We start from the raw sequence: 18528 nt of genomic DNA on the forward strand, positions 1-18528 counted from the left end.
GGCCCGGAAACCGACCTCGAGGACGCGCCGGGGCATCGGCGGCTTGCGCAGTGTCATCGGACCTCTCCCGCCGGACGGGTCAGCGGTGTGCGGGCGGCCGGGCCGGCGCCGCTGCCGTCGTTGACGACGTCCCGCTCGACCGCGCCGTCCACCAACTCGATCGTGCGGCGCGCGGTGCTCGCGGCCAGCTGCACGTCGTGGGTGACCAGCAGGATGGTCTGGCCGTCGCTGTTCAGGTCCAGCAGCAGCTCGCGCACGTCCTCGGCCGAGGCCGAGTCCAGAGCGCCGGTCGGCTCGTCGGCCAGCAGCAGCGCCGGCTCGTTCATCAGGGCCCTGGCCACCGCCACCCGCTGCCGTTCCCCGCCGGACAGCCGCTGCGGATAGGCCTTGGCGTGCCGGTCGATGCCCAGCGAGTCGAGCAGCTCGACGGCCCGCCGCTTCGCCTCGCCCTTGCCCATCCCGGCCAGCTGCGCCGGAACCATGACGTTGTCCAACACGGTCAGGTCGTCCAGCAGGTTGAAGAACTGGAAGACCATGCCGATGGAGGCCCGGCGGTACTTCGCCGAACCGGCCTCGCCGAGCTGGTCGACGCGGATGCCGTCGACGGTCACGGTGCCGCTGGAAGGCTTGTCCAGACCCGCGATCAGGTTCAGCAGCGTGGACTTGCCACTGCCGGAATGGCCGAGGATCGCCACGCACTCACCAGCCGCCACGGACAGGGTGACGCCGGCCAGTGCGGGCGGGCCGTCGTCGTACTTCTTCGTCGTGCCGCGAAGATCGATCATCGGTGCATTCGTCATGACCACGAACCTAGGAACGGACCACGATCCACCGCGTCGGCCGGCGGATGTCACCTCTTCCAAGCCATCGGCTCGGGGGCGTATCCGGCGTACATCCCCGGGGCGACGCGCAGAGCCGACGCCACTGAATACGATCTTCGTATGGAACAGCTTCTCCAGCGTCTGTCGACATCGAAACGCGTGACCTGGCTGATGTCACAGGCCGTGGTGCTGGCCACCGCCTGCTTGTACGCGCTGACTCTCGCCTTGACGATGCTGCCCACTGATTGGGCGCACTACGACGGCCTGTTCCGGTTCCCCGACATCGAGCCCTTCCAGATGCTCGGTCTCTGCATCGTGCTCGCCCTGCCGGTTCTGCTGGTGCGCCGTCTGCCAGCGGCGGTCTTCGCGGCGGTCCTGGGTGAAGCGGTCCTCGGCGACGCCTTCGGCGCGCGGCCCTCGATCGTGTTCGTCCTGCTCGTCGGCTTGGGCTGGTACCTCGCCGTCCGGCGGCCGAAGGTTGCCGCCGTCGGCTCCGTCGCGGCCGTCGCGGCCGCGTTCTTCAACGACCTCCACGGCCGCGAGCAGACCGTCGGCGACGCGTCCCAGTGGGCCGGGCAGTTCGCGTTGTGGTTCGCGGTCGCGTGGGTCTTCGGAGGGGTGTACCGCAAACGCCGTGAATACCTCGAAGCCCTGCACGAGCAGACCGAGGCCCGCGCCGTCATGGCCGAGCGGCTGCGGATCGCCCGCGAGCTGCACGACAGCGTCGCGCACAGCATCGGGATCATCACGGTGCTGTCGGGAGCGGCGGCGCGGGTCGTGGAGACCAAGCCCGAGCAGACGCGGCAGGCGCTGACCGGCATCGAGACCACCAGCCGGGAGACGCTGCTGGAGCTGCAGCGCATGCTCGGGGCGCTCCGCCGCGCCGAGCCCGACGACGCCATGCCGCAGGCCGCTCCGCTGGCGCCGGCCGGCAGCCTGGCCGACGTCCCGCAGCTCGCCGAACGCACGGCCGGCGCCGGGGTGCGGGTCCATGTGACCTGGCGGGGCGAGCGGCGTCCACTGCCGCCGGAGATCGAACTGTCGGCGTTCCGGATCATCCAGGAGTCGGTGACGAACGTGGTGCGGCATTCCGGGGCGCGGACCTGCCGGGTCGCGATCGGTTACGAGCCGACAGAAGTGAGGATCGAGGTGGTGGACGACGGGGACGACGGCCCCGGCGGTCCGGGCCGTCCGAAGTTCGCGGCGGGAGCCGGCGGCAGCGGCTTCGGCCTGCTCGGCATGCGCGAGCGGGTGACATTGCTGTCCGGCCAGTTCAGCGCCGGCCGGCGTCCGGAGGGCGGATTCCTGGTGACGGCGAGGCTCCCGGCATGAGCGTGCGGGTGCTGCTGGTCGACGACCAGCCACTGATGCTGGTCGGGCTCGGGATCCTGATCGGCGACACCGACGACCTGGAGGTGGTCGGCCAGGCCGGCGACGGCGGCGAGGCGGTGCGCCTGGTGCGTGAACTGCGGCCGGACGTCGTGGTGATGGACATCCGGATGCCGGGCATGGACGGGATCGAGGCGACCCGACAGGCCACCGCCGAGCCGGACCCGCCCAAGGTCCTGGTGCTGACGACCTTCGACGACGACGAGTACGTCTACGGCGCACTGCGCGCCGGGGCCAGCGGATTCCTGCTCAAGAGCATGGCCCTGGACGCGATCCTGGAAGCGATCCGCGTGGTGGCCGCGGGCGACGCGCTGATCGCGCCGAGCGTGACCCGACGGCTGATCGCGGACTTCGCCGGAACGTCCGGCCCCGCGGCCCCCGAACCGGACGCCGGGCCCGCCGCGGACCCGAGTCCCCTCGCGGGGATCACCGACCGGGAGCGCGAGGTGCTGGCACTGGTCGGACAGGGACTGTCGAACCCTGAGATAGCCGAGCGACTGGTGATCAGCGCGGCGACCGCGAAGACCCATGTCGCGCGTCTGTTCGCCAAGCTCGAGGCTCGGGACCGCGTCCAGCTGGCGATCATCGCCTTCGAAACCGGACTCGTGCCACGCAGACGGTAGGGGCCAGACGGTAGGGGCAGACGGTAGGGGCAGGCTCAGCAGCACCGACCGGCCGCCCAGCCGGGCCTCCTGCGGCGCCGGCGCGAGGCCTGAAGAAGGTCACCCGGGCCGCGGGAACGAGCCGCTGACAGACGATCCAGCCACGGGACACCCGCCACCAACAGCAGGAGCACTCACGAACACCGTCATACCAGCACCCTGACCAGCCCGTTCAGGATGGCGCAAGCTCAATGCGGCCGCCCGTCCCGGAGAGTGCGGTCCGGGGATCAATGCTGAACCCAGGACTGTCACGGACACTGGTGTCGGGGCACACCTCCCGGGCTACCCGGCCAGGTGCACGGGAACGTGCCCGCACAGCGGGGCGGCTGCATGGTGCCGGCCCCTTGGGGCCGTGGCCGCGACTGGGATCATGAACGCATGACCGAGGAATCGAACCTGCTGTCAGGCCTGTGGCCGCTCGCGCCGTCCGATGCGACCGACTGGTTGCTGGAGCTGTGCGGCGATGGTGTGACCGGGTTCATGCCACCCGCGATGCCCGATGCCGTCTGGGTGCTCAACGCCATGTACGAGCACGAGCAGGGGCCGGCCCAGGTGTCGTACCACGAGTACCGCCAGGCGCGTCTGGCGGAGGGGAGCATCCAGCCCGTCACCTTGGCGGGCATCGACCTCGAAGTGGGCATCGCCACGGGAGGCGGGCTGGGCCGGGCCGAGTACCCCGGCCGCGGCTGGCGGCGGCTGCGCTGGACGGAACTCGCCCGGCGCACCGGCGATCCCGTCGTACCTGAGGGGCAGCTGCCGTCCCACCGCTGTTTCCCCTCGGCCAAGAAGAAGGGGAGCTGGCCGCTCGGTATCGTCCCGCCCACTGAGGGGAGCCTGGACCGTGAGACCTGGAACCGGCTGATCGCCGTCCTCACCAAGCACAGCCCCGCGGGTCCGGACACTCCCTGTCTGGCCTACTACAACCCGCTGATGCTGAGGGCCGCCGACTTCGACAACCTCCATGTGAGGGCCGGCCGCCTCGGCGATGCCGGGATTCTCTACGAGAATCCCGAGGCCGACTTCAGCCCGTCCAACCTCTGGGCGGAGGACCGCTCATGGGTCCTGTGCACCGACTACGACCTGTGGGGCACCAAGGTCGTCGGGCCCCCGGCTCTCGTCGAAGCGCTGCTGAACGACCCTGAGATCGAGGCACTGCGACTGCCTTGGGCGGCCTGATGACATGCCGCCTCGCGCCCTCTCGGACCCGAGACGCGAGCGCTTTGCTCGACCACCCGGACCCCCGACTCGGTCGCCCTCACGTCGGCCCCGCGCTCGCGGGGATTGCTCAGACAGTGCATGGACGCCCCGCCGGCGGCGCCTCGGCACTACTCAGGCGGCTCTTGAGTACGCTCGCCCATGCGCTTCCGACCGGCCGTTTCCTACGGTGATCAGCATGGACACGAACGCGGCTCCCGCCCACCCCCGGCCCTCCGTCGACCCGCGCTGGGCCACCGGTTGCGGGATCGCGGTGGCGCTCCTCACCGCCCTGGTCGTCGTGGGAGCCATGGTGCTGGCCGAGTTTGAGGACTCCCTGACCCAGCACGGGTATGTCAAAGGTCCCGGAACCGTGGTCGAGCCCTTGGGCGCCGGCGGGACCGCCCGCTACGACGACGGCCTGAGGATCACCGTGAGCCCGCCCCACCGGGAACCCGACAACAGCTACAGCTTCACGATCACCTACGACAACGGCACCGGCAGGGAACTGCGCCCGGGCGGGACGTCCCCCGACACCGGCCTCGGCACGACCGGTGCCTCCGCCCCCGTCGTCGTCCGCCCGGGGAAAGCCCTCGACTCCGGCGTCCCGTCCCCCACCGCCGCCCCCGGCGCCGGCCACGCTCCCGTCCCTGCCCCCGGCATGACCTTCCTCGACGGGGCCGCGTCCGTCACCGCCCTCACGCCGCCCCTCGGCACGGAGCAGAAGCGCACCGTGCCGGTACGGGTGAAGCCCGACAGGGAGGGCGGGCCGGTCACGGTGGAGGTCGCCCCGAAGTCGCCCGGGTACCGCGACACCGCGTACTGGCAGTTCGACCTCAGCTGACCAGCCGACCCCACGCACGGGTGCCGTGTCCTGCCGGCCCCATGTCCACCGGACGGACCCAGCGCCGCGGGGGCGCTGCGGGGTGCGCAACGCCCCGAGAAGCACCACGGGTGCGTGGCCGACAGTCAGGTCTTGCGCAACGACGCGGGCGCGTGCGAGAGCTCGTCGATCGGATGCCTGACCTGAGAAGCCATTGTCGTACCGAACTTGATCGGCGGGTTTCCGCAGTTCAGGCATGATGCCAGCATGGTGAGGCATGCTCGGGCCGTTGGGTTGTCTCGTTGGTGGAGGTGCCGGGATGGCGTCGGCGGTGGGTCTCCTGGAGGAGCGGGAGCTGGCCGCGCGTGAGCGCGTGGAGGAGCTTCGGGAGGTCGCGGACCGGGTACTCGCTGAGCTCGCCGAAGCGGAGACGGACTGGCACGAGCGGCTGATCGCCCGGCAGCGCGTTGGCGAGGTTCTGTCCGGGCCGCGACCCGCACAGGCAGGTGAAGCCGGCCCGGGATCCGGTGAGCCTTCCGGGTCGGAGCCCGCGACGAACGCGCCCGCCGAGGTTCCCCTACCGAGGGCCGCGCGATCGGGCTCGATCGTCCCGGTGTGGCGTCCCGCGCTTTCCACGGACGCGCTCGCTCCCCACTGCCGGCGCATCCACGCCACGCTCACCGAACAAGCATCCGGCGGGAAGCCGGTGATGTCCTGTCAGGAGATCACTGCGGTACTCGGACTGGAGCCGGTTCCGGCACGTGTGGAAGGAGTTCGGTCGAGGATGAAGCGGTCGGCCGACCGGGGCTGGGCCGACGAGCCCACCCCGGGACGGTTCACGCTCGCCGCCGGGCCGGCCGGCGGCTCATGAGTATCGTCATCGACCACAGCACCATCTGCTCATGCACGGCGGGGCAGCGAATCGGTCTCGTCCTCGCGGGATCGCCAACGAAAGAGCAAGCGATGCAACCGATTGTCCTGTTCGACCTGGACGGCCTTCTGATCGACTCCGAGCCGATCTGGGACGCGGCAAAGCGTGAGGTGTTCGGTCCGCTCGGCCTGCACCTCACAGCGGAGATGCAGGCGGCGACGCGCGGGCTGCGGCAAAGGGACATGGTGGCCTACTGGTTCGATCGGGCCACCATTCAAGCCGACCCCGACGACGTCGAGCAGCAGATCGTGGCCGCCGTGTGCCGTGGGCTGGAGGCAGTGGCGCTGAAACCCGGTGCCGAACACGCCGTCGCGGCGTGCGCGCGTGCATCGAGGGCGATGGCCGTCGTGTCATCCTCGCCGGAGTCGGTGATTCGGCATGCGCTCGCGAGCACCGGCCTTGACCGATCTTTCGATGCCGTGTTTTCGGCCGAGGACGACGAACACGGCAAGCCCCACTCGGGCGCTTATCTCCGCGCAGCCGCCGCCCTCGGCGCGTCACCCGACGAATGCGTTGTGATCGAGGACTCGCTCAACGGCGTCCTCGCCGGCGTGTCAGCCCGGATGACGGTCGTCGCCGTGCCCGAGGCCGCTGATCGCTGCGATCCTCGCTTTGCGATTGCCACTCTGGTACTGGAGTCCCTCAAGGATCTCGACACCTCTGTATTCGGCGCGTATGTGTCCGGGGGGAGCCGGGACGCCACGTGGGCATCGCGTGCTGCGGATCCACAACCGTTCCGCGAACCGGACCGTGCTGTATGACACCCTCGAGCGCGGGTCCGGGCCTTCACGGGTGAAGGCCCGAACCCACCCCGGGACGGTTCACGCTCGCCGCCGGGCCGGCCGGCGGCTCATGAGCATCGTCATCGACCACAGCACCATCTGCTCATGCACGGCGGGCAGCGACTCGTAGTCGCGCACCAGGCGCCGCGAGCGCATCAGCCAGCTCAGCGTGCGTTCCACCACCCAGCGTCTGGGCAGCACCACGAACCCCGGGGCGTCGTCGCCGCGCTTGACGATCTCCAGAGCGAGCCCCAATCGCTGCTTTCGCCCAGCCGACCGGCGAAGGTGTGGTCGGCGCGTCAGCCAGCGTCGGGGCGATCAGCTCAGAGGCCGCAGTGAGCGCTGACAGGGGAGCGGGCTGGTCTACGGCCGTTACCGCGGTTTCCACAAGGTGACCGGCGAATGGGCCCGGTACATCTGCGCCCGCTCCGGCCCGGGCGCCAGCCGTGGCGGTTCGAGCACAGAACGACCGGGGCGCGGCACCCTCGGAGGTGCCGCGCCCCGGTCGTTCGGCAGCCCCACCGTCCTACAGGGCGGCCGCGAGGGCGTCGGCGGTGCGCAGGGTGACGGCGGCCAGCTGGAGGGTGGGGTTGGAGGTGCCACCGGTGGGGAACACGGCGGAGCCGACGACCCAGACGCCCGGGTGGTCGTGGGACTGACCGGACGGGTCGACCACGGAGTCCGCCGCGGCGGTCCCCATCCGCATGGTGCCCATCAGGTGGCCGGAGCCTTTGTACGTCCCGGCCGGGGCGGCGGGGGCGATCTCCGTGGCGCCGACGGTGCCTTCGAGGTACTGCCAGATCCGGTGGGCGACGCTGTGGCCGTAGGTGAGCGCGGCCTTGGAGTAGGCGTCGACCCGATAGGCGATCTTCGGGCGGGGCAGGCCGAGGACGTCGAGCTTGTCGGAGAGCGTGACCCGGTTGTCCGGGTTGGGCAGCTGCTCCGTGGAGTAGCTGAACCGCAGCATCCGGGTGACCCGGTGGTTGACGGCCTCCTGGAGCTCCGCGCCGGTCAGCAGGATCTTCCGGGCGGCCTTGTCCCACATGAGGGCGTCGAGCGCGGCCTCCGGTGACTGGGTACGGCCCCAGCCGTCGTTGCCGATCGTCATCCGGAAGCCCCCGGTGTCCTTGCGGAACGGGCCGTCCCGGAAGTTCTCGATGCCTAGCGTGCTCTGCGGACCGCGGAACGGGAAGACCGGCTCGGCGAGCAGCCCCACCACCTCGTCGGTGGGGTGGTCCATCAGGTTGCGGCCGACCTGGTCGCTGGTGTTCCGCAGGCCCGAGATCAGCCAGAGCCTGGGGATCTCGACCGCGTTGAGGGCCAGCACCAGCTGCCGGGTGGTGACGCTCTGCTCGGCGAGGTCGGCGGTGGTCCAGTCCTTGAACACGACGGTGGAGGAGCCGTCCTGCTGGGGAACCACCTTGGTCACCACGCACGCGGGTTTGAGGTCGACGCCGAGCGCGACCGCCTTGCCGACGTGGTGCCCGGCGTCGTACTTGGCCCCGGACGGGCAGATCGGCAGGCAGCTGGAGTTGCCCTGGCAGGAGCTGCGCCCCTGGTACTCCCGGGAGTTGCGGGCCTGCGGGGTCGTGATCGGGACCGCCTCGACGTTGTCGATCGGCGGCATGCCGGCCAGCGCCTCGCGGACCACCAGGTCCCCGTAGCTCGGGGCGATGGCCGGCATCGGGAAGTCGGCGCTGCGCCGGGTCAGGGACGCCCACTCGGCGTCGTCGCCCGAGACGCCCAACTCCTGTTCGGCCCGGACGAGGTAGGGCTCCAACTCGTCGTAGTCGAAGGGCCAGTCCACTCCGCGACCGTAGACGGTGTTCAGCCGGAAGTCGTTGGCGAGCCAGCGGGGGGTGTTGCCGCGCCAGGCCCAGGTGCTGCCGCCGGTCATGCGCTGGAAGCCGCTCTTGAACAGGTCGGTGGTTCCGCTCTGGTCGTAGTACTGGTTCATCACGACCGGATCGCCGACACCGTCCTGGGAGGGGGCGAAGCCGTCCTTGTTGTTCAGCAGATCGGCGTACGGCGTCGGGACGCCCTTGCCGGGGGAGAGCTGGTAGGCCTCGACGAACGCGGCCCGCTGCGTCGCGTCGAGGCCGTTGTTCCCGGCGTCCAGGATCAGGACGCGGGCGCCGGGTTTCGCGGCCTTCACGGTGCAGGCGGTGAGCGCCCCGGCGACGCCCGCGCCCACCACGACCAGGTCGAAATCGAAGTCCATGGGGTCGGTTCCTCGCTCGCTCAGGGGTGCTGGGTCCAGTAGCCGTACCCGCTGGGCTGGGGCGGCTGCGGTGCGGCGGAGCCCGGGTGGGCCTCGATCACGCTCCAGATCAGGCCGGAGCGCCACTGCGCGGAGGTGCCGGGGGGATCCGGCGTCCCGTCCGGGTGGGGGAACAGCCCGGTGTACCAGACCGTGATCACGGCGCGCGCGGTGAGCGCGAGCGCGGCGTCGGCGTCCAGGTCGTCCTGGAGGGCCTTGCCCGGGTCCGGCGCGCCCGTCGCGGTGGTCCAGGCGGTGAGCAGGCGGGGGAGATCGGCGGGGTAGGCGGCGAGGACGCGTTGCTGGAAGGCGTCGGAGAGCCGGGCGTCGAGCGGGGCCGCACCGGTGAGGTGCTCGGAGAGGCCGCGGAAGTCGGCAGTGGGTGGCATGGTGGGCGTCCTCCCGTTCACTTCTCGAGGAAGACGATGTCCTCGATGGCGGGGCGCAGCTTGACGGTGTTGCCGATGACGTCGACGACGTGCTGCAGGCCCCCGGTCGTGAACCTCGGGTCGGAGAAGAAGTACTCGTCGTCCTTGCCGGCCAGGAAGGCGTGGAAGCCGTCGAGGGAGGGGCCGAAGAGCCGCAGGTAGTCGGCCAGGCTGCGGAACAGCTTCGGCAGGATGACCAGCTGGTCGGTGAGGCTGCCCAGGTCCTCGATCACGGCGCCGGTGTGGGTGACGTCGTTGACCCAGACGCTGTCGGGCGCCTTCGTGGCCCGTGCCTGTCGGGCGGTGGCGGCCATGTCGAGGCGCAGTTCCTCCGGCAGGTTCGAGAAGAACGTCGGGTAGACCAGGCCACGGGACAGCAGTTCGTGGTTGGCGGTCTGGTGCACCATCGGGACGGTGACCATGACCGACGTTCCGCTCGCGGTGTCCGGGTCCGGCGTGCCCCTGCCGACGAATGCGACGCAGCGGCCGAATTTGTCGGCGCCGCTGGCGAGGATGTACCCGGAGACGGTCTCCGGGGTGGCGGAGGTGACCTTCTCGTCCCCTCCCCGCTGGACGTCGGTGAAGCCCAGCCAGGCCAGCAGGACATCCCGGGCGGCGTGGGCGCCGAGGTCGAGCGGCTGGTGGGCGAACTCGGGGCCGACGCCCTGGTAGTGCGTCTCCAGGGCGTCGATCCCGTCCAGCCGCAAGCTGGCGCCGCCGTCCTTCACCTTGACCCCGCCGGGGACCTTGGACCAGAGGGTGGGGTCGTCGGGGAGGAAGCGGATGGTGTCGCCGTCCGGTTCGAAGCCCTTGATCAGGTAGCTGCCCTTGATGAGGATCATCGGCATGATGTCGCCTCTCGTAGTCGAGTCGCGACCCATTGTGAGGTGATTCGTCGGCAAACCACGGAAGTGTGCCGTCGGCGAGTTGGCAGGCGGCCGGCGCGCCCGAACCGGACCCGCTGCCGGTAGCCCCGCCCCTGCCGTGCGCCGACCGGTGGACGGCAGGTTCAACCGGCCGGGCATGAAGAGTTTCGCCCGGACTGACTACCGCGACCTCGCCGTTCGCGCGCACATCCAACTCGCCGGCCCGGTCGTCCTGGTGCGGGACAACCGGAACACGCACCCGGCCGCAGTCATGAAGCAGTACCCGGCCGGGCACGGCTGGCTGACGGTCTTCCAGCTGCCCTCGTACGGACCCGACCTCAACCCCGTCGAAGGCCTCTGGTCACTTCTGCGACGCGGCTCGATGGCGAACACCGCCTTCACCGACGTTGACCACCTCACCCGCACCCTCCGCTGGGGCCTGCGACACATTTAGCTCCAGTCACCCCTCATCGAGGGATGCCTGGGCGGCACCGGCCTGTCACTCGCTCCACCGACTCCGCCCTGAGAACCTCAGTAACCGAACGGCGTTGGGCCTAGACCGCGGGGACCATCCCGAGCAGCTCGCTCAGGCGGCGGACCGTGGCGGGCGACTCGCGGTGCAGGCCGGCGACGTCGAGGCCCTCGTCTCCCAGGATCATCAGCAGCGCCTGCTCCCCGATCGCCAGCACCACGACGTAGCCGCTGTTGCAGCGGGTGACCACGTCGCGCAGGCCGCCCACGCCGACCTCGGCCGCGGTGCGCCGGCCGAGGCCGAGCATGGCGGCCGAGAGGGCGGCGGCCGACTCGGGGTGGACGGTGGCCGTGTCGGCGGCCACCAACAGGCCGTCGGTGGTGGAGATGACACTCTCCGAGATGCCCATGACCCGGTCGCGGAGGGACTTCAACTCGTCGACCAGCACGGCGGTCGGTGTCTGGCTGCTCATGGTGCGCTCTTCTCGCTCTGCTCGGTCGTCTCGGTGCGCGCGGTGTGCTCGGCGCGGTGTGTGTTCGGTGGACCGTCGGAAGCGGCCGCCGCTCCCTCGGATCGGGCGGGCAGGCCGCCGGGGCCGCCCGGACCACCCGCGCCGCGTCCGCTGCGGACGCGGCGCGGCAGCGGCCCGGTGTCGGTCGGCGGCGGTTCGCTCGTCGGCATGCGCGGGGCCACGCTCGGTGCCAGGGGAGCCGGGCGCGCCGGTTCCCGGTGGAGCAGGTGCCGGGCGTCCATCCGTACGACGTCGAGGAGCACCGCGAACACACCGCGTCCCAGGGCGAAGCCGAGGTCGCGCGCGGTGCGGCGGCCGGTGGCGGCGGCCAGGATCTCCCGCTGGCGGACCGGGATCCGCAGCGCGCCGGATTCGGCCCGGGCGGCAGGACGGATCCGGATGCGGGCCAGTTCGCCGGGCGGTCCCCAGAGGCGGGTCAGCAGGGCCGTCCGCCGGGCGGTCTCCTCGAAGAGCCGCTCCGGCTCGATGCCCGGGCGCAGCGCGATCCTGGCAGGCGGCGCCGCCTCGGCCGTCTCCCAGCTGCCGGGCGGGCTCAGTGCCAGGGCGAAGGCCCCGTCGAAGGCGGCGGCGGCGCAGACGGCTTCGAGCTCGGCGGCGCCGATCGACCCCTGAGTCACCAGGGCCGCGCCGAGGTCGCCGCCCCAGGTCGGGGCAGCGCCGGCCGGCCGGCCGGCGGACGCGGCCGTCTCGGCGGACGCCCACTCCTCCTCGCCGACGCGCCGGGACTTCAGCAGCAGGGTCTCGGCGGTCGGGGCCCCGGGGGTCTCGATCGCGGCGACCAGACCCTGCTCCAGGTGGATCGTGCCGCCCGGTGCGCTGGAGACGGTGACCGAGCCGGTGAACTCCGTCCGGCGCAGCGCGAGCAGCAGCGCGGGCACGTTGCGGGCGGTGGGCGGGGCCGGCGTCGTGGGAGCTGCGGGCACGGCGGGCGGCGCCGTGTCGTGGGACGGGTCGGTCATGCCAGCAAGTCCTGCGCGCGGTCGGCGGTCTGGCGGACGGCCAGCGCCAGGTTGGTCCGTTCCCGGTCCAGCACGGTGGCCAGCAGCAGGGGGTCGCCCTTCCGGGACACCACCTGGACGATCTGGTGATGGCGGGTGCTGGTGACCACCAGGCTCTCCAACTCGCTCTCCGCCCCTGCCTCGTACAGCCGCTCGCCGATCAGGTTGGTCAGCTCGGCGAGTTCGGCCCCGGTCCCGAGCAGCCGGTGGTCCCCGGCGGACTGGTAGCTGAGACCTGTGACGGCGTCGACGAGCGCGGCACCGACCACTCCGGGGGAGCCGAGCACATCGGCGAGGGAAGCTTCGAGTGCGCGCACCAGTACCCCTTCACGTTCTGAACCCCGGCAGCGTACTTTATTCCATCATTTTCACGAGGCGACCACAACCGGTGGCTTCTTGCTACTTTGTTCCCGCACACGGGAGTTCTGCCCGGAAGTCACGTAAAGGACGAACAGCGCATGAACATTGACGACGCACTCAAGGACGCGATGGCCATCGAGGGGGCCATCGGAGTGGCCGTGGCCGACTACGAGAGCGGTATGTCACTCGGGTTCCTCGGCGGGGGGCAGCAGCTCGACCTGGAGATTGCGGCCGCCGCCAACACCGAGGTCGTTCGCGCGAAGATACGCGCCCTGGCCGCGCTGTCGATCGACGATGTCATCGAGGACATCCTGATCACCCTCGGTACCCAGTACCACCTGATCCGCCCGCTGACCCGCAGTCACGGCTCGCTCTTCCTCTACCTGGCAGTGGACCGCTCGCGCGCCAACCTTGCGCTCGCCCGGCACGGTCTCAAGCGCATCGAGGCCGCTCTCGACCTCTAGTCGAGGCCGGGTCGGCGACCCAGGTTTCCGTACCCCGTCCGGAAGTCCCGCGCGGACCACGTGTCGTGCGTGGAATTCCGGGCGGAGCGAATGCGGGGCGTGACGAATCGACTACGGAGATCCGTCCGTCGGAATCGGGCCCCGGATATCGCGGGTGTGCGCCGGCCACGGAAATGCGTGACTTCCCGATGACTGGGCGTCATATTCGCCCCGGCTGTTCCGGCCGGCGACGGAGCGCCGGAATACCGTGGTCGAACCGCCGGAGCGCCGGTGTTTCGGCGGTGCCGCGGAATCGGCTCGACCAAGCCGCGCGCTGCACGAAGGCGCGCCGCCGAGCCGCCGCGCCGGACGGCAGGGGAAGCGGGGAGCCCGATGGGTACCGCCGACGTCCAGTGCCAACGCCGTTCAGTTGCTGAGATTCTCAGGGCGGAGTCGGTGGAGCGAGTGACAGGCCGGTGTCGGCCGGACATCCCTCGATGAGGGGTGACTGGAGCCGGATGTGTCGCAGGCCCCGGCGGAGGGTGCGGGTGACGATCGTCCAGGAGTACGCCCACGCCCTGCAGCTGCAGCTGCAGGTGCGCCCCGGCGCCCAGGTCGCCGAGGAGGTCGCCCGGTTGACGGGCAGCACGGCGGTGGGCGTGTGGGCGGTCGGCGCGCACCAGTGCATGACCGGGCGCGGGGTGCGCGCCCACGGCTCGTGCACCGCCACGGAGTACCTGCTGCCGCCCGCCCTGAACGCCGACCCCGGCCTGGAGGAGCGGCTGTACCGCACCGCGACGCCGGCGGGTGGTGCCCGGTGAGCGGCTGGGTGACCCTGGAGGGGGTGGCCGCCCGCCTCGCCGCCGCCGGGAGCACCGAGAGGCGTGAGCGGCTCCTGGTTGCCGCTGCCCGGGCCGCCGAGGCCCTCAGACCGGAACGCGTCGACATCGAGTGGGCGATCGACTTCGACGACAGGCTCCACCTCGTCCAGGCCCGCCCGCTCACCGCACCGCTCACTGACATCACCACCGCCACCCAGGCGAAACTCGCCGACGAGCAGGTGCTGCACGGAATCGCGGCTGCCCCCGGGGCACCGCCACCAGGCCCGCCGTCCTATCCGCTGGCGCCGATATCGCCGCCAGCGTGCTGATCTGCAAGGCGCTCGGCCCCGAAGCGGTTCCGGCGCTGCTCACCGGTCCGGCCGCCGTCGTGGCCACCACGGGCGGCGAGCTCTCCCACACCGCGATCATCACCCGCGAACTCGGCATCCCCTGCGTCACCAACGCCCTGACGCCTGGTGGGCGTACTGCTCCCCGGCGATCTCCCGGGTCCGGTCACCGTCCGGCCCGGCAGCCGGCCGGTCCGCCTTCCCGGTCTCGGCGTACTGCTGTGGCCCTGGGACGCTCCGCCCCCGCCCGCCGAAGTTGCCGTCCTTGGCCCCGACGGTCAAGTCCTCCACCGTAGGACGGTCACCCATGCCGGACTCCGAGCAGCACCTGGTCGGCGTTGAGGCGGTGATCGTGGACTGGGACGGCACCGTGGCCGACAACACCGCCGCCCGCCGCATGGCTCTGGAAGCCGCGCTCGCACCGCACGGAATCGCCGTCCCCACCGAGCGCTACCGCCGGCTGGCGGGCCTGCCCGTGCGCGGGGTGATCGCAGCACTTGCAGCCGACGCGGCGCTGCCCGTGCCGGTGGAAGACGTGGTGGCGCGCAGCCGCGCCGCTCTGCTCGGCGCCCCGGTGCCCCCACCGCCCTGGTCGACGTCACCGACACCTTCGACACCAAGATGCGCGCCCTGCGCACGCACCAGTCCCAGCCGATCGACGACCACTTCGGCCCCATGGCCGAACAGGCCGGGCGACTGTGGGGAAGGCGCAGCGGTGCCGACTACGCCGAGGCATTCACAGCTCTGCCTATCGTCGGCCGCCTGCCCGGTGCCCCCACCTGTGATGCCCACGGCCGAGCAGCAGCATCGGTGCCCGGCGAGTTCGCCGTCGTCCTGGATCTCGAAGCCGGGACTTCTCGGTGTTGTCGGTGACGGACTGCTCCATGGTTCCTCCTCGTACGGCTGCCTTCGTGCCGGTCAGCGTCCCGCTGTCGGCGACCTTGACGCCGTCCGCGAGGATCTGGAACACCACGGAGCCGCGGATTCCCGACTCGGCGTCGACGCCCACGTCGGTGCTCAGGACCGAGCGCGGACGCCTGCCCTTCGCACAGCGTGCCAGGTCGACGTCGCAGCTCGGCGGCCGCCGGCCGGGGCGTGCCTGGCGGTGGCGGGGCTGCTGGGGGCGGCGTCGTACGTGGTGGGAGCGGAGGCGCGGGTGCTGCCGCGGGTCGGGCCGCCGGCGGTGCGGCGGGCCGGGGTCCTGGCGGTGGCCGGAGTGCTGTTGGCGCGCGGTGTGGCGGGGCCGGTGGTGTTCGGGCGGGTCAGCGAGCGTACGGAGCGGTTCCGGCGGCAGAACCTGCGGTACTACTCGCCGCTGTGCACGGCCCTGGGCGCCGGGGCGGCCGCGGTGGCGTGGCGGGGTTCGTCCGCCACGAAACGCTGAGGAGTCCGCCGCGCGTTGAGCGAACATCTCCCAGGCCCCACCCACGCATCCCTCCGCCCGCACCGTATGCCGAGCCACCGTTCGCCGTGTCGGTGAGCACTTCGGCGACGCCGCCGGGACGGCCGGTCCTGACGGACCGTTCCCTGGTAGGCGGCCCTTCGTGACCGGTTCGGCGTCGTCGGATCCCTCTCAGGCGGCTCTGGCCAGTGGGACCCGGTTGTCGGTGGCCAGCACGTCGCCCGGCACCGTCGAGCCCGTCTGGCGCCGTAGCGATCGGCACCACCCTGTCCCGGATCTCTCCGAAGCTCGGGGTCGCCTCTCCCGTGGTCGGCTGAGCGTGGGCCGGTTTCGGGTGTGAGTTCTGCCGGGGCTCACTCCTCCTCCCACTGCTCGGCACCGATCCGGGCTTCGCTGACGGTGGTGTCTCCGACGCGCGCAGAACGGACCCACACGCCGAGCCCGTCGACCTCCAGGTCCCCGCGACAGGCGAAACGCAGGCCAAGGTCGTTGTCCGTGATGTAGTGGGTGATGTCCGCTTCGACGGCCGTGACCTGTCGGCCGATCAGCGGAATGCCGCCGAAGAGGACCTGAGGCCCAGTCCGTCCGAGGACGGTGACAGCGGCGAGGAGCGGGCCGTTGCCCTCTTCCCAGCCCCGGTAGTGCGTGCGCACTCCGGCGCCCTCGAAGCGCTCTTCAGTCAGGCGTTCCTCCGTGGGGTCGCCCTGGGTCTCCCAGGGGGTGCCGGCGGGGAAGGGGTGGTAGGTGCGGTGCTCGGCCGGAACCTCCCTGCTCAGGGAGGCCGACACCTGCTCCGGCGTCATCCCGAACCGCAGAGGGCCGACCCCCTCCAGTGGCAGGCACTCCCAGCGCGGCCGGTCCCGCTCGGCCACCAGCGTCCACGGCCCTGGGGCCGGGGCGGGGCGGGGCGGCGGGAGGTGCTGCGCCAGCCGGCGAGGTTCCGCTTGCTGTGCGGGTCGTCGGCCAACTGGGGCCCGGCGACCAGGAGGTCGGTGAGCATGGCGTTCCCGCGCTGTGGGAACCCTTCGGCGTCCGGCACCCACTGCTGGGTCACGCCGATCGAGACGCCCCAGGCCGGTACATCCGGCTCCCCTTCCGCGTTCAGCAGCACCTTCGCCCCGTGCCGGAGCGCGAGGCGGCTGATGTCCGCACGGGCCTGGGAGGGTGCCCGGGCAACCAGCACCACGTCCTCCAGCACCACCAGCGGCCCCCGGTTCGCGTCGACCCCCACAGCCACCAGTTCCTCCTTCGGCCCGTGGATCGTGCTCACCCCGAGCCGGGAGTACCGGCGCCACACCAGCAGGCCACCACTGCGGACGCCTCCCGTAGTGTCCTCGCCCAGCGTCTCCTGGAGCTGCTCCGGGGACATGCCGAACCGCAGAGGGCCCACGCTCACCAGCGGGTCCAGCACCCAGCGCTCGCGATCTTCTGCCCCTGTGTCCATTCCAACCCCCACGTGGCATCCCGTCACCGGCGCGGTCGGCCGGAAAGGAGCATCATCCTCTCCTCCGTCTCCTCCCAGTCGGTGATCCGGGTCGACAGGCCGGCCCAGGGACGGTCGAGGGGGAAGGGCTCGGCGGGCCGCGGGCCCTTCTGCTCGCGGACGAGCTGTCCGGACCGAGGCCTGGCTACTCCACCAGCCCGGCCCCCCTGCACACACGGCAGTCCGGCCTCATCCCGGACCGGGTGAGGCCGGAACCCGAAGGGCTCTCAGTGATCCTCTAGACGTGGCTGCCCGGGACGCCGAGCTGGGCGGCGAGCCAGGGGAGGGCCTGGGTGAAGGTGGCGGCGCCGGTCTGCCAGGAGTGCTTGCCGGAGCCGACCGCGTCGGTGGTGCGGATGCCGTCCTTCTTGGCGGCCGCCTCCAGGGCCTTGGCGGACTCGATCTGGCCGTGCTCCTCGTCGCCCTGGCCGAAGTATCCGGAGACGCCCTGGTACTTGCCGTGGTGGGCGCCGAGCACGGTCAGCGGGTCGTGGGCGGCCCAGGCCGCCGCGTCGCCGCCGTACAGCTCCTGGATGGTGTGGTCCTTGTCGCCGATGTACGGGCCCTTGTCGCCGGAGAAGTCTCCGAAGTGGGTGAAGCGGTCGGGGTGCTCGACGACCAGGTCGACGGCGCAGGTGCCGCCCATGGACCAGCCCGCCACGCCCCACTTGTGCGGATCGGTGGCCGCGTTGAAGGTCTTCTCGATGTACGGCGGGACGTCCTTGAGCAGGTGGCTCTCCGCGTTCCCGTGGGGGCCGTCCACGCACTCGGTGTCCACCCGGAAGCCGCCGGTGGCGTCCACGAAGACCAGGATCGGGGCGAAGCCGTTGTGCTGGGCGGCGAAGGTGTCGGCGGTCTTCACGGCGTTGCCGGAGCGGATCCAGTTGTCGGGCGCGGCGAACTCGCCGCCGATCATCTCCAGCACCGGCAGTCTGGGCCGGGACTGGCTGCGGAACCAGGCGGGCGGCAGGTAGACCAGCTCCTGGCGGTGGGTGAAGCCGCTCGCGGTGTCCGGGATGTCGACCTGGACGATGCGTCCGGTCCTGGTCTTGCCGTGGATCTTGGCGAGGTCCGCCACGGTGATCTGGTCCGGCAGCGGCCGGCCGCCGAGCTCGCCGATCGCGTCGTCGACCGTCGGGTAGTAGCCGGTGGCCATGTTCACGCTGTTCGCGGCGCAGAACAGGGCCAGCAGCGCGGCCGGCAGCACCAGCACCCGCCGCCACCACCGGGCGCTGCGCCAGCCGAAGCCGAGCACCGAGAACGCCCCGATCGCCACCCCGCTCCACAGCCACACCCCGAACGGGATCGGATCGGTGATCCCGGACAGGGAGAGCACGGCGGCGGCGACGACCGCGGTGATCGCCAGCGCCGTGCCGAGCGCAATCGGACCCCACGTGCGCTGCCAGGTCCGGTCCCGTCGGCCCACCGCGGTCAGGAACAGGGCGAGGGCGGCCGCCTGGACCGTCCAGGGGAACCAGCCGTCGAGCAGGGAGACGTTCATGCGCGGAGGCTAG

The 18528-nt window shown here is 71.5% G+C and carries 24 protein-coding genes and 1 pseudogene; 12 read left to right on the forward strand and 13 right to left on the reverse strand.

From position 1 onward, the window contains the following. Positions 1–53: 53 nt before the first annotated feature. Entirely contained in the window at positions 54–800 is a 747-nt protein-coding gene (locus tag ACFVUY_RS24565) for an ABC transporter ATP-binding protein (protein WP_387694730.1), read from the reverse strand. A 141-nt stretch (positions 801–941) separates the two neighbouring features. Here ACFVUY_RS24565 and ACFVUY_RS24570 point away from each other — a divergent pair, with 141 nt between their 5' ends. The 6 genes from ACFVUY_RS24570 to ACFVUY_RS24595 all read left to right on the forward strand — a co-directional run bounded on the left by ACFVUY_RS24570 (position 942) and on the right by ACFVUY_RS24595 (position 6581). Then, on the forward strand, positions 942–2153 hold the full coding sequence (locus tag ACFVUY_RS24570) for a sensor histidine kinase (protein ID WP_387733256.1): 1212 nt from the start codon (positions 942–944) through the stop codon (positions 2151–2153). Next, on the forward strand, positions 2150–2833 hold the full coding sequence (locus ACFVUY_RS24575; protein WP_387733258.1) for a response regulator: 684 nt from the start codon (positions 2150–2152) through the stop codon (positions 2831–2833). The genes ACFVUY_RS24570 and ACFVUY_RS24575 overlap by 4 nt, the downstream gene beginning before the upstream one ends. Positions 2834–3250: 417 nt before the next feature. Continuing rightward, positions 3251–4048, forward strand: coding sequence for a hypothetical protein (locus ACFVUY_RS24580; protein ID WP_387733261.1), 798 nt, complete (start codon positions 3251–3253; stop codon positions 4046–4048). 217 nt (positions 4049–4265) lie between these two features. Beyond that, entirely contained in the window at positions 4266–4910 is a 645-nt protein-coding gene (locus ACFVUY_RS24585; RefSeq protein WP_387733263.1) for a hypothetical protein, read from the forward strand. 298 nt (positions 4911–5208) lie between these two features. After that, positions 5209–5760, forward strand: coding sequence for a hypothetical protein (locus ACFVUY_RS24590; RefSeq protein WP_387733266.1), 552 nt, complete (start codon positions 5209–5211; stop codon positions 5758–5760). 92 nt (positions 5761–5852) lie between these two features. Continuing rightward, positions 5853–6581, forward strand: a complete 729-nt coding sequence (locus ACFVUY_RS24595) for an HAD family hydrolase (RefSeq protein WP_387733268.1) — start codon at positions 5853–5855, stop codon at positions 6579–6581. A 60-nt stretch (positions 6582–6641) separates the two neighbouring features. On the opposite strand, the gene ACFVUY_RS24600 is transcribed toward ACFVUY_RS24595, so the two are convergent. The 4 genes from ACFVUY_RS24600 to ACFVUY_RS24615 form a co-directional block, all read right to left on the reverse strand. After that, on the reverse strand, positions 6642–6857 hold the full coding sequence (locus tag ACFVUY_RS24600) for a transposase (RefSeq protein WP_387733270.1): 216 nt from the start codon (positions 6855–6857) through the stop codon (positions 6642–6644). Between the two features lie 271 nt (positions 6858–7128). Further along, positions 7129–8823: a GMC oxidoreductase gene (locus tag ACFVUY_RS24605; RefSeq protein WP_387733273.1), complete on the reverse strand. Its 1695-nt coding sequence runs from the start codon at positions 8821–8823 to the stop codon at positions 7129–7131. A gap of 20 nt (positions 8824–8843) precedes the next feature. Then, entirely contained in the window at positions 8844–9251 is a 408-nt protein-coding gene (locus ACFVUY_RS24610; protein WP_387733275.1) for a sugar dehydrogenase complex small subunit, read from the reverse strand. 17 nt (positions 9252–9268) lie between these two features. Further along, positions 9269–10138 (reverse strand): nuclease, encoded by an 870-nt coding sequence (locus ACFVUY_RS24615; protein ID WP_387733278.1) that lies wholly within the window; start codon positions 10136–10138, stop codon positions 9269–9271. A 175-nt stretch (positions 10139–10313) separates the two neighbouring features. Between ACFVUY_RS24615 and ACFVUY_RS24620 the strand changes: the two genes are divergently transcribed. Then, on the forward strand, positions 10314–10610 hold the full coding sequence (locus ACFVUY_RS24620) for a transposase (RefSeq protein WP_387733280.1): 297 nt from the start codon (positions 10314–10316) through the stop codon (positions 10608–10610). Positions 10611–10710: 100 nt separating this feature from the next. Here ACFVUY_RS24620 and ACFVUY_RS24625 read toward each other — a convergent pair whose 3' ends face one another. The 3 genes from ACFVUY_RS24625 to ACFVUY_RS24635 are packed head-to-tail and all read right to left on the reverse strand — an operon-like array spanning position 10711 to position 12475. Further along, a complete protein-coding gene (locus tag ACFVUY_RS24625; protein ID WP_371521909.1) occupies positions 10711–11100 on the reverse strand; it encodes a roadblock/LC7 domain-containing protein in 390 nt (129 codons plus the stop codon). Then, complete coding sequence (locus ACFVUY_RS24630; RefSeq protein WP_387733282.1) at positions 11097–12119, reverse strand: hypothetical protein; 1023 nt, start codon at positions 12117–12119, stop codon at positions 11097–11099. The genes ACFVUY_RS24625 and ACFVUY_RS24630 overlap by 4 nt, the downstream gene beginning before the upstream one ends. Then, positions 12116–12475, reverse strand: a complete 360-nt coding sequence (locus ACFVUY_RS24635; RefSeq protein ID WP_387694741.1) for a hypothetical protein — start codon at positions 12473–12475, stop codon at positions 12116–12118. Before ACFVUY_RS24635 ends, ACFVUY_RS24630 begins: the two co-directional genes overlap by 4 nt. Before the next feature lie 141 nt (positions 12476–12616). Between ACFVUY_RS24635 and ACFVUY_RS24640 the strand changes: the two genes are divergently transcribed. The 4 genes and pseudogenes from ACFVUY_RS24640 to ACFVUY_RS24655 all read left to right on the forward strand — a co-directional run. Beyond that, a complete protein-coding gene (locus ACFVUY_RS24640; protein ID WP_387694742.1) occupies positions 12617–12982 on the forward strand; it encodes a hypothetical protein in 366 nt (121 codons plus the stop codon). 527 nt (positions 12983–13509) lie between these two features. Beyond that, positions 13510–13782, forward strand: a complete 273-nt coding sequence (locus tag ACFVUY_RS24645; protein WP_387733284.1) for a GTP cyclohydrolase I — start codon at positions 13510–13512, stop codon at positions 13780–13782. Beyond that, positions 13779–14111, forward strand: a complete 333-nt coding sequence (locus ACFVUY_RS24650; RefSeq protein ID WP_387733286.1) for a hypothetical protein — start codon at positions 13779–13781, stop codon at positions 14109–14111. Before ACFVUY_RS24645 ends, ACFVUY_RS24650 begins: the two co-directional genes overlap by 4 nt. Continuing rightward, positions 14105–14188 (forward strand): annotated as a pseudogene (locus tag ACFVUY_RS24655) (hypothetical protein); the annotation flags it as partial. The gene ACFVUY_RS24650 and the pseudogene ACFVUY_RS24655, both read left to right, overlap by 7 nt. A gap of 49 nt (positions 14189–14237) precedes the next feature. On the opposite strand, the gene ACFVUY_RS24660 reads toward ACFVUY_RS24655, so the two are convergent. Further along, positions 14238–14438 (reverse strand): hypothetical protein, encoded by a 201-nt coding sequence (locus ACFVUY_RS24660; protein WP_387733369.1) that lies wholly within the window; start codon positions 14436–14438, stop codon positions 14238–14240. A 439-nt stretch (positions 14439–14877) separates the two neighbouring features. Beyond that, the gene (locus ACFVUY_RS24665; RefSeq protein ID WP_387733352.1) at positions 14878–15138 is read right to left on the reverse strand and encodes an NPCBM/NEW2 domain-containing protein; all 261 of its coding nucleotides are present in this window, start codon (positions 15136–15138) and stop codon (positions 14878–14880) included. On the opposite strand from ACFVUY_RS24665, the gene ACFVUY_RS24670 reads away from it, so the two are divergent. After that, the gene (locus tag ACFVUY_RS24670; protein WP_387733354.1) at positions 15091–15513 is read left to right on the forward strand and encodes a DUF3995 domain-containing protein; all 423 of its coding nucleotides are present in this window, start codon (positions 15091–15093) and stop codon (positions 15511–15513) included. The genes ACFVUY_RS24665 and ACFVUY_RS24670 overlap by 48 nt on opposite strands. A 371-nt stretch (positions 15514–15884) precedes the next feature. Here ACFVUY_RS24670 and ACFVUY_RS24675 read toward each other — a convergent pair whose 3' ends face one another. The 3 genes from ACFVUY_RS24675 to ACFVUY_RS24685 form a co-directional block, all read right to left on the reverse strand. After that, positions 15885–16334: a hypothetical protein gene (locus tag ACFVUY_RS24675; RefSeq protein ID WP_387733289.1), complete on the reverse strand. Its 450-nt coding sequence runs from the start codon at positions 16332–16334 to the stop codon at positions 15885–15887. Next, positions 16331–16975: a hypothetical protein gene (locus tag ACFVUY_RS24680; RefSeq protein WP_387733292.1), complete on the reverse strand. Its 645-nt coding sequence runs from the start codon at positions 16973–16975 to the stop codon at positions 16331–16333. The genes ACFVUY_RS24675 and ACFVUY_RS24680 overlap by 4 nt, the downstream gene beginning before the upstream one ends. A gap of 277 nt (positions 16976–17252) precedes the next feature. Continuing rightward, positions 17253–18515, reverse strand: a complete 1263-nt coding sequence (locus tag ACFVUY_RS24685) for an alpha/beta hydrolase (RefSeq protein WP_387695767.1) — start codon at positions 18513–18515, stop codon at positions 17253–17255. Between the last annotated feature and the right edge of the window lie 13 nt (positions 18516–18528).

Origin of the sequence: Kitasatospora sp. NPDC058063 (assembly GCF_042885395.1) — a bacterium.
Lineage (GTDB): Bacteria > Actinomycetota > Actinomycetes > Streptomycetales > Streptomycetaceae > Kitasatospora > Kitasatospora lactacystinica.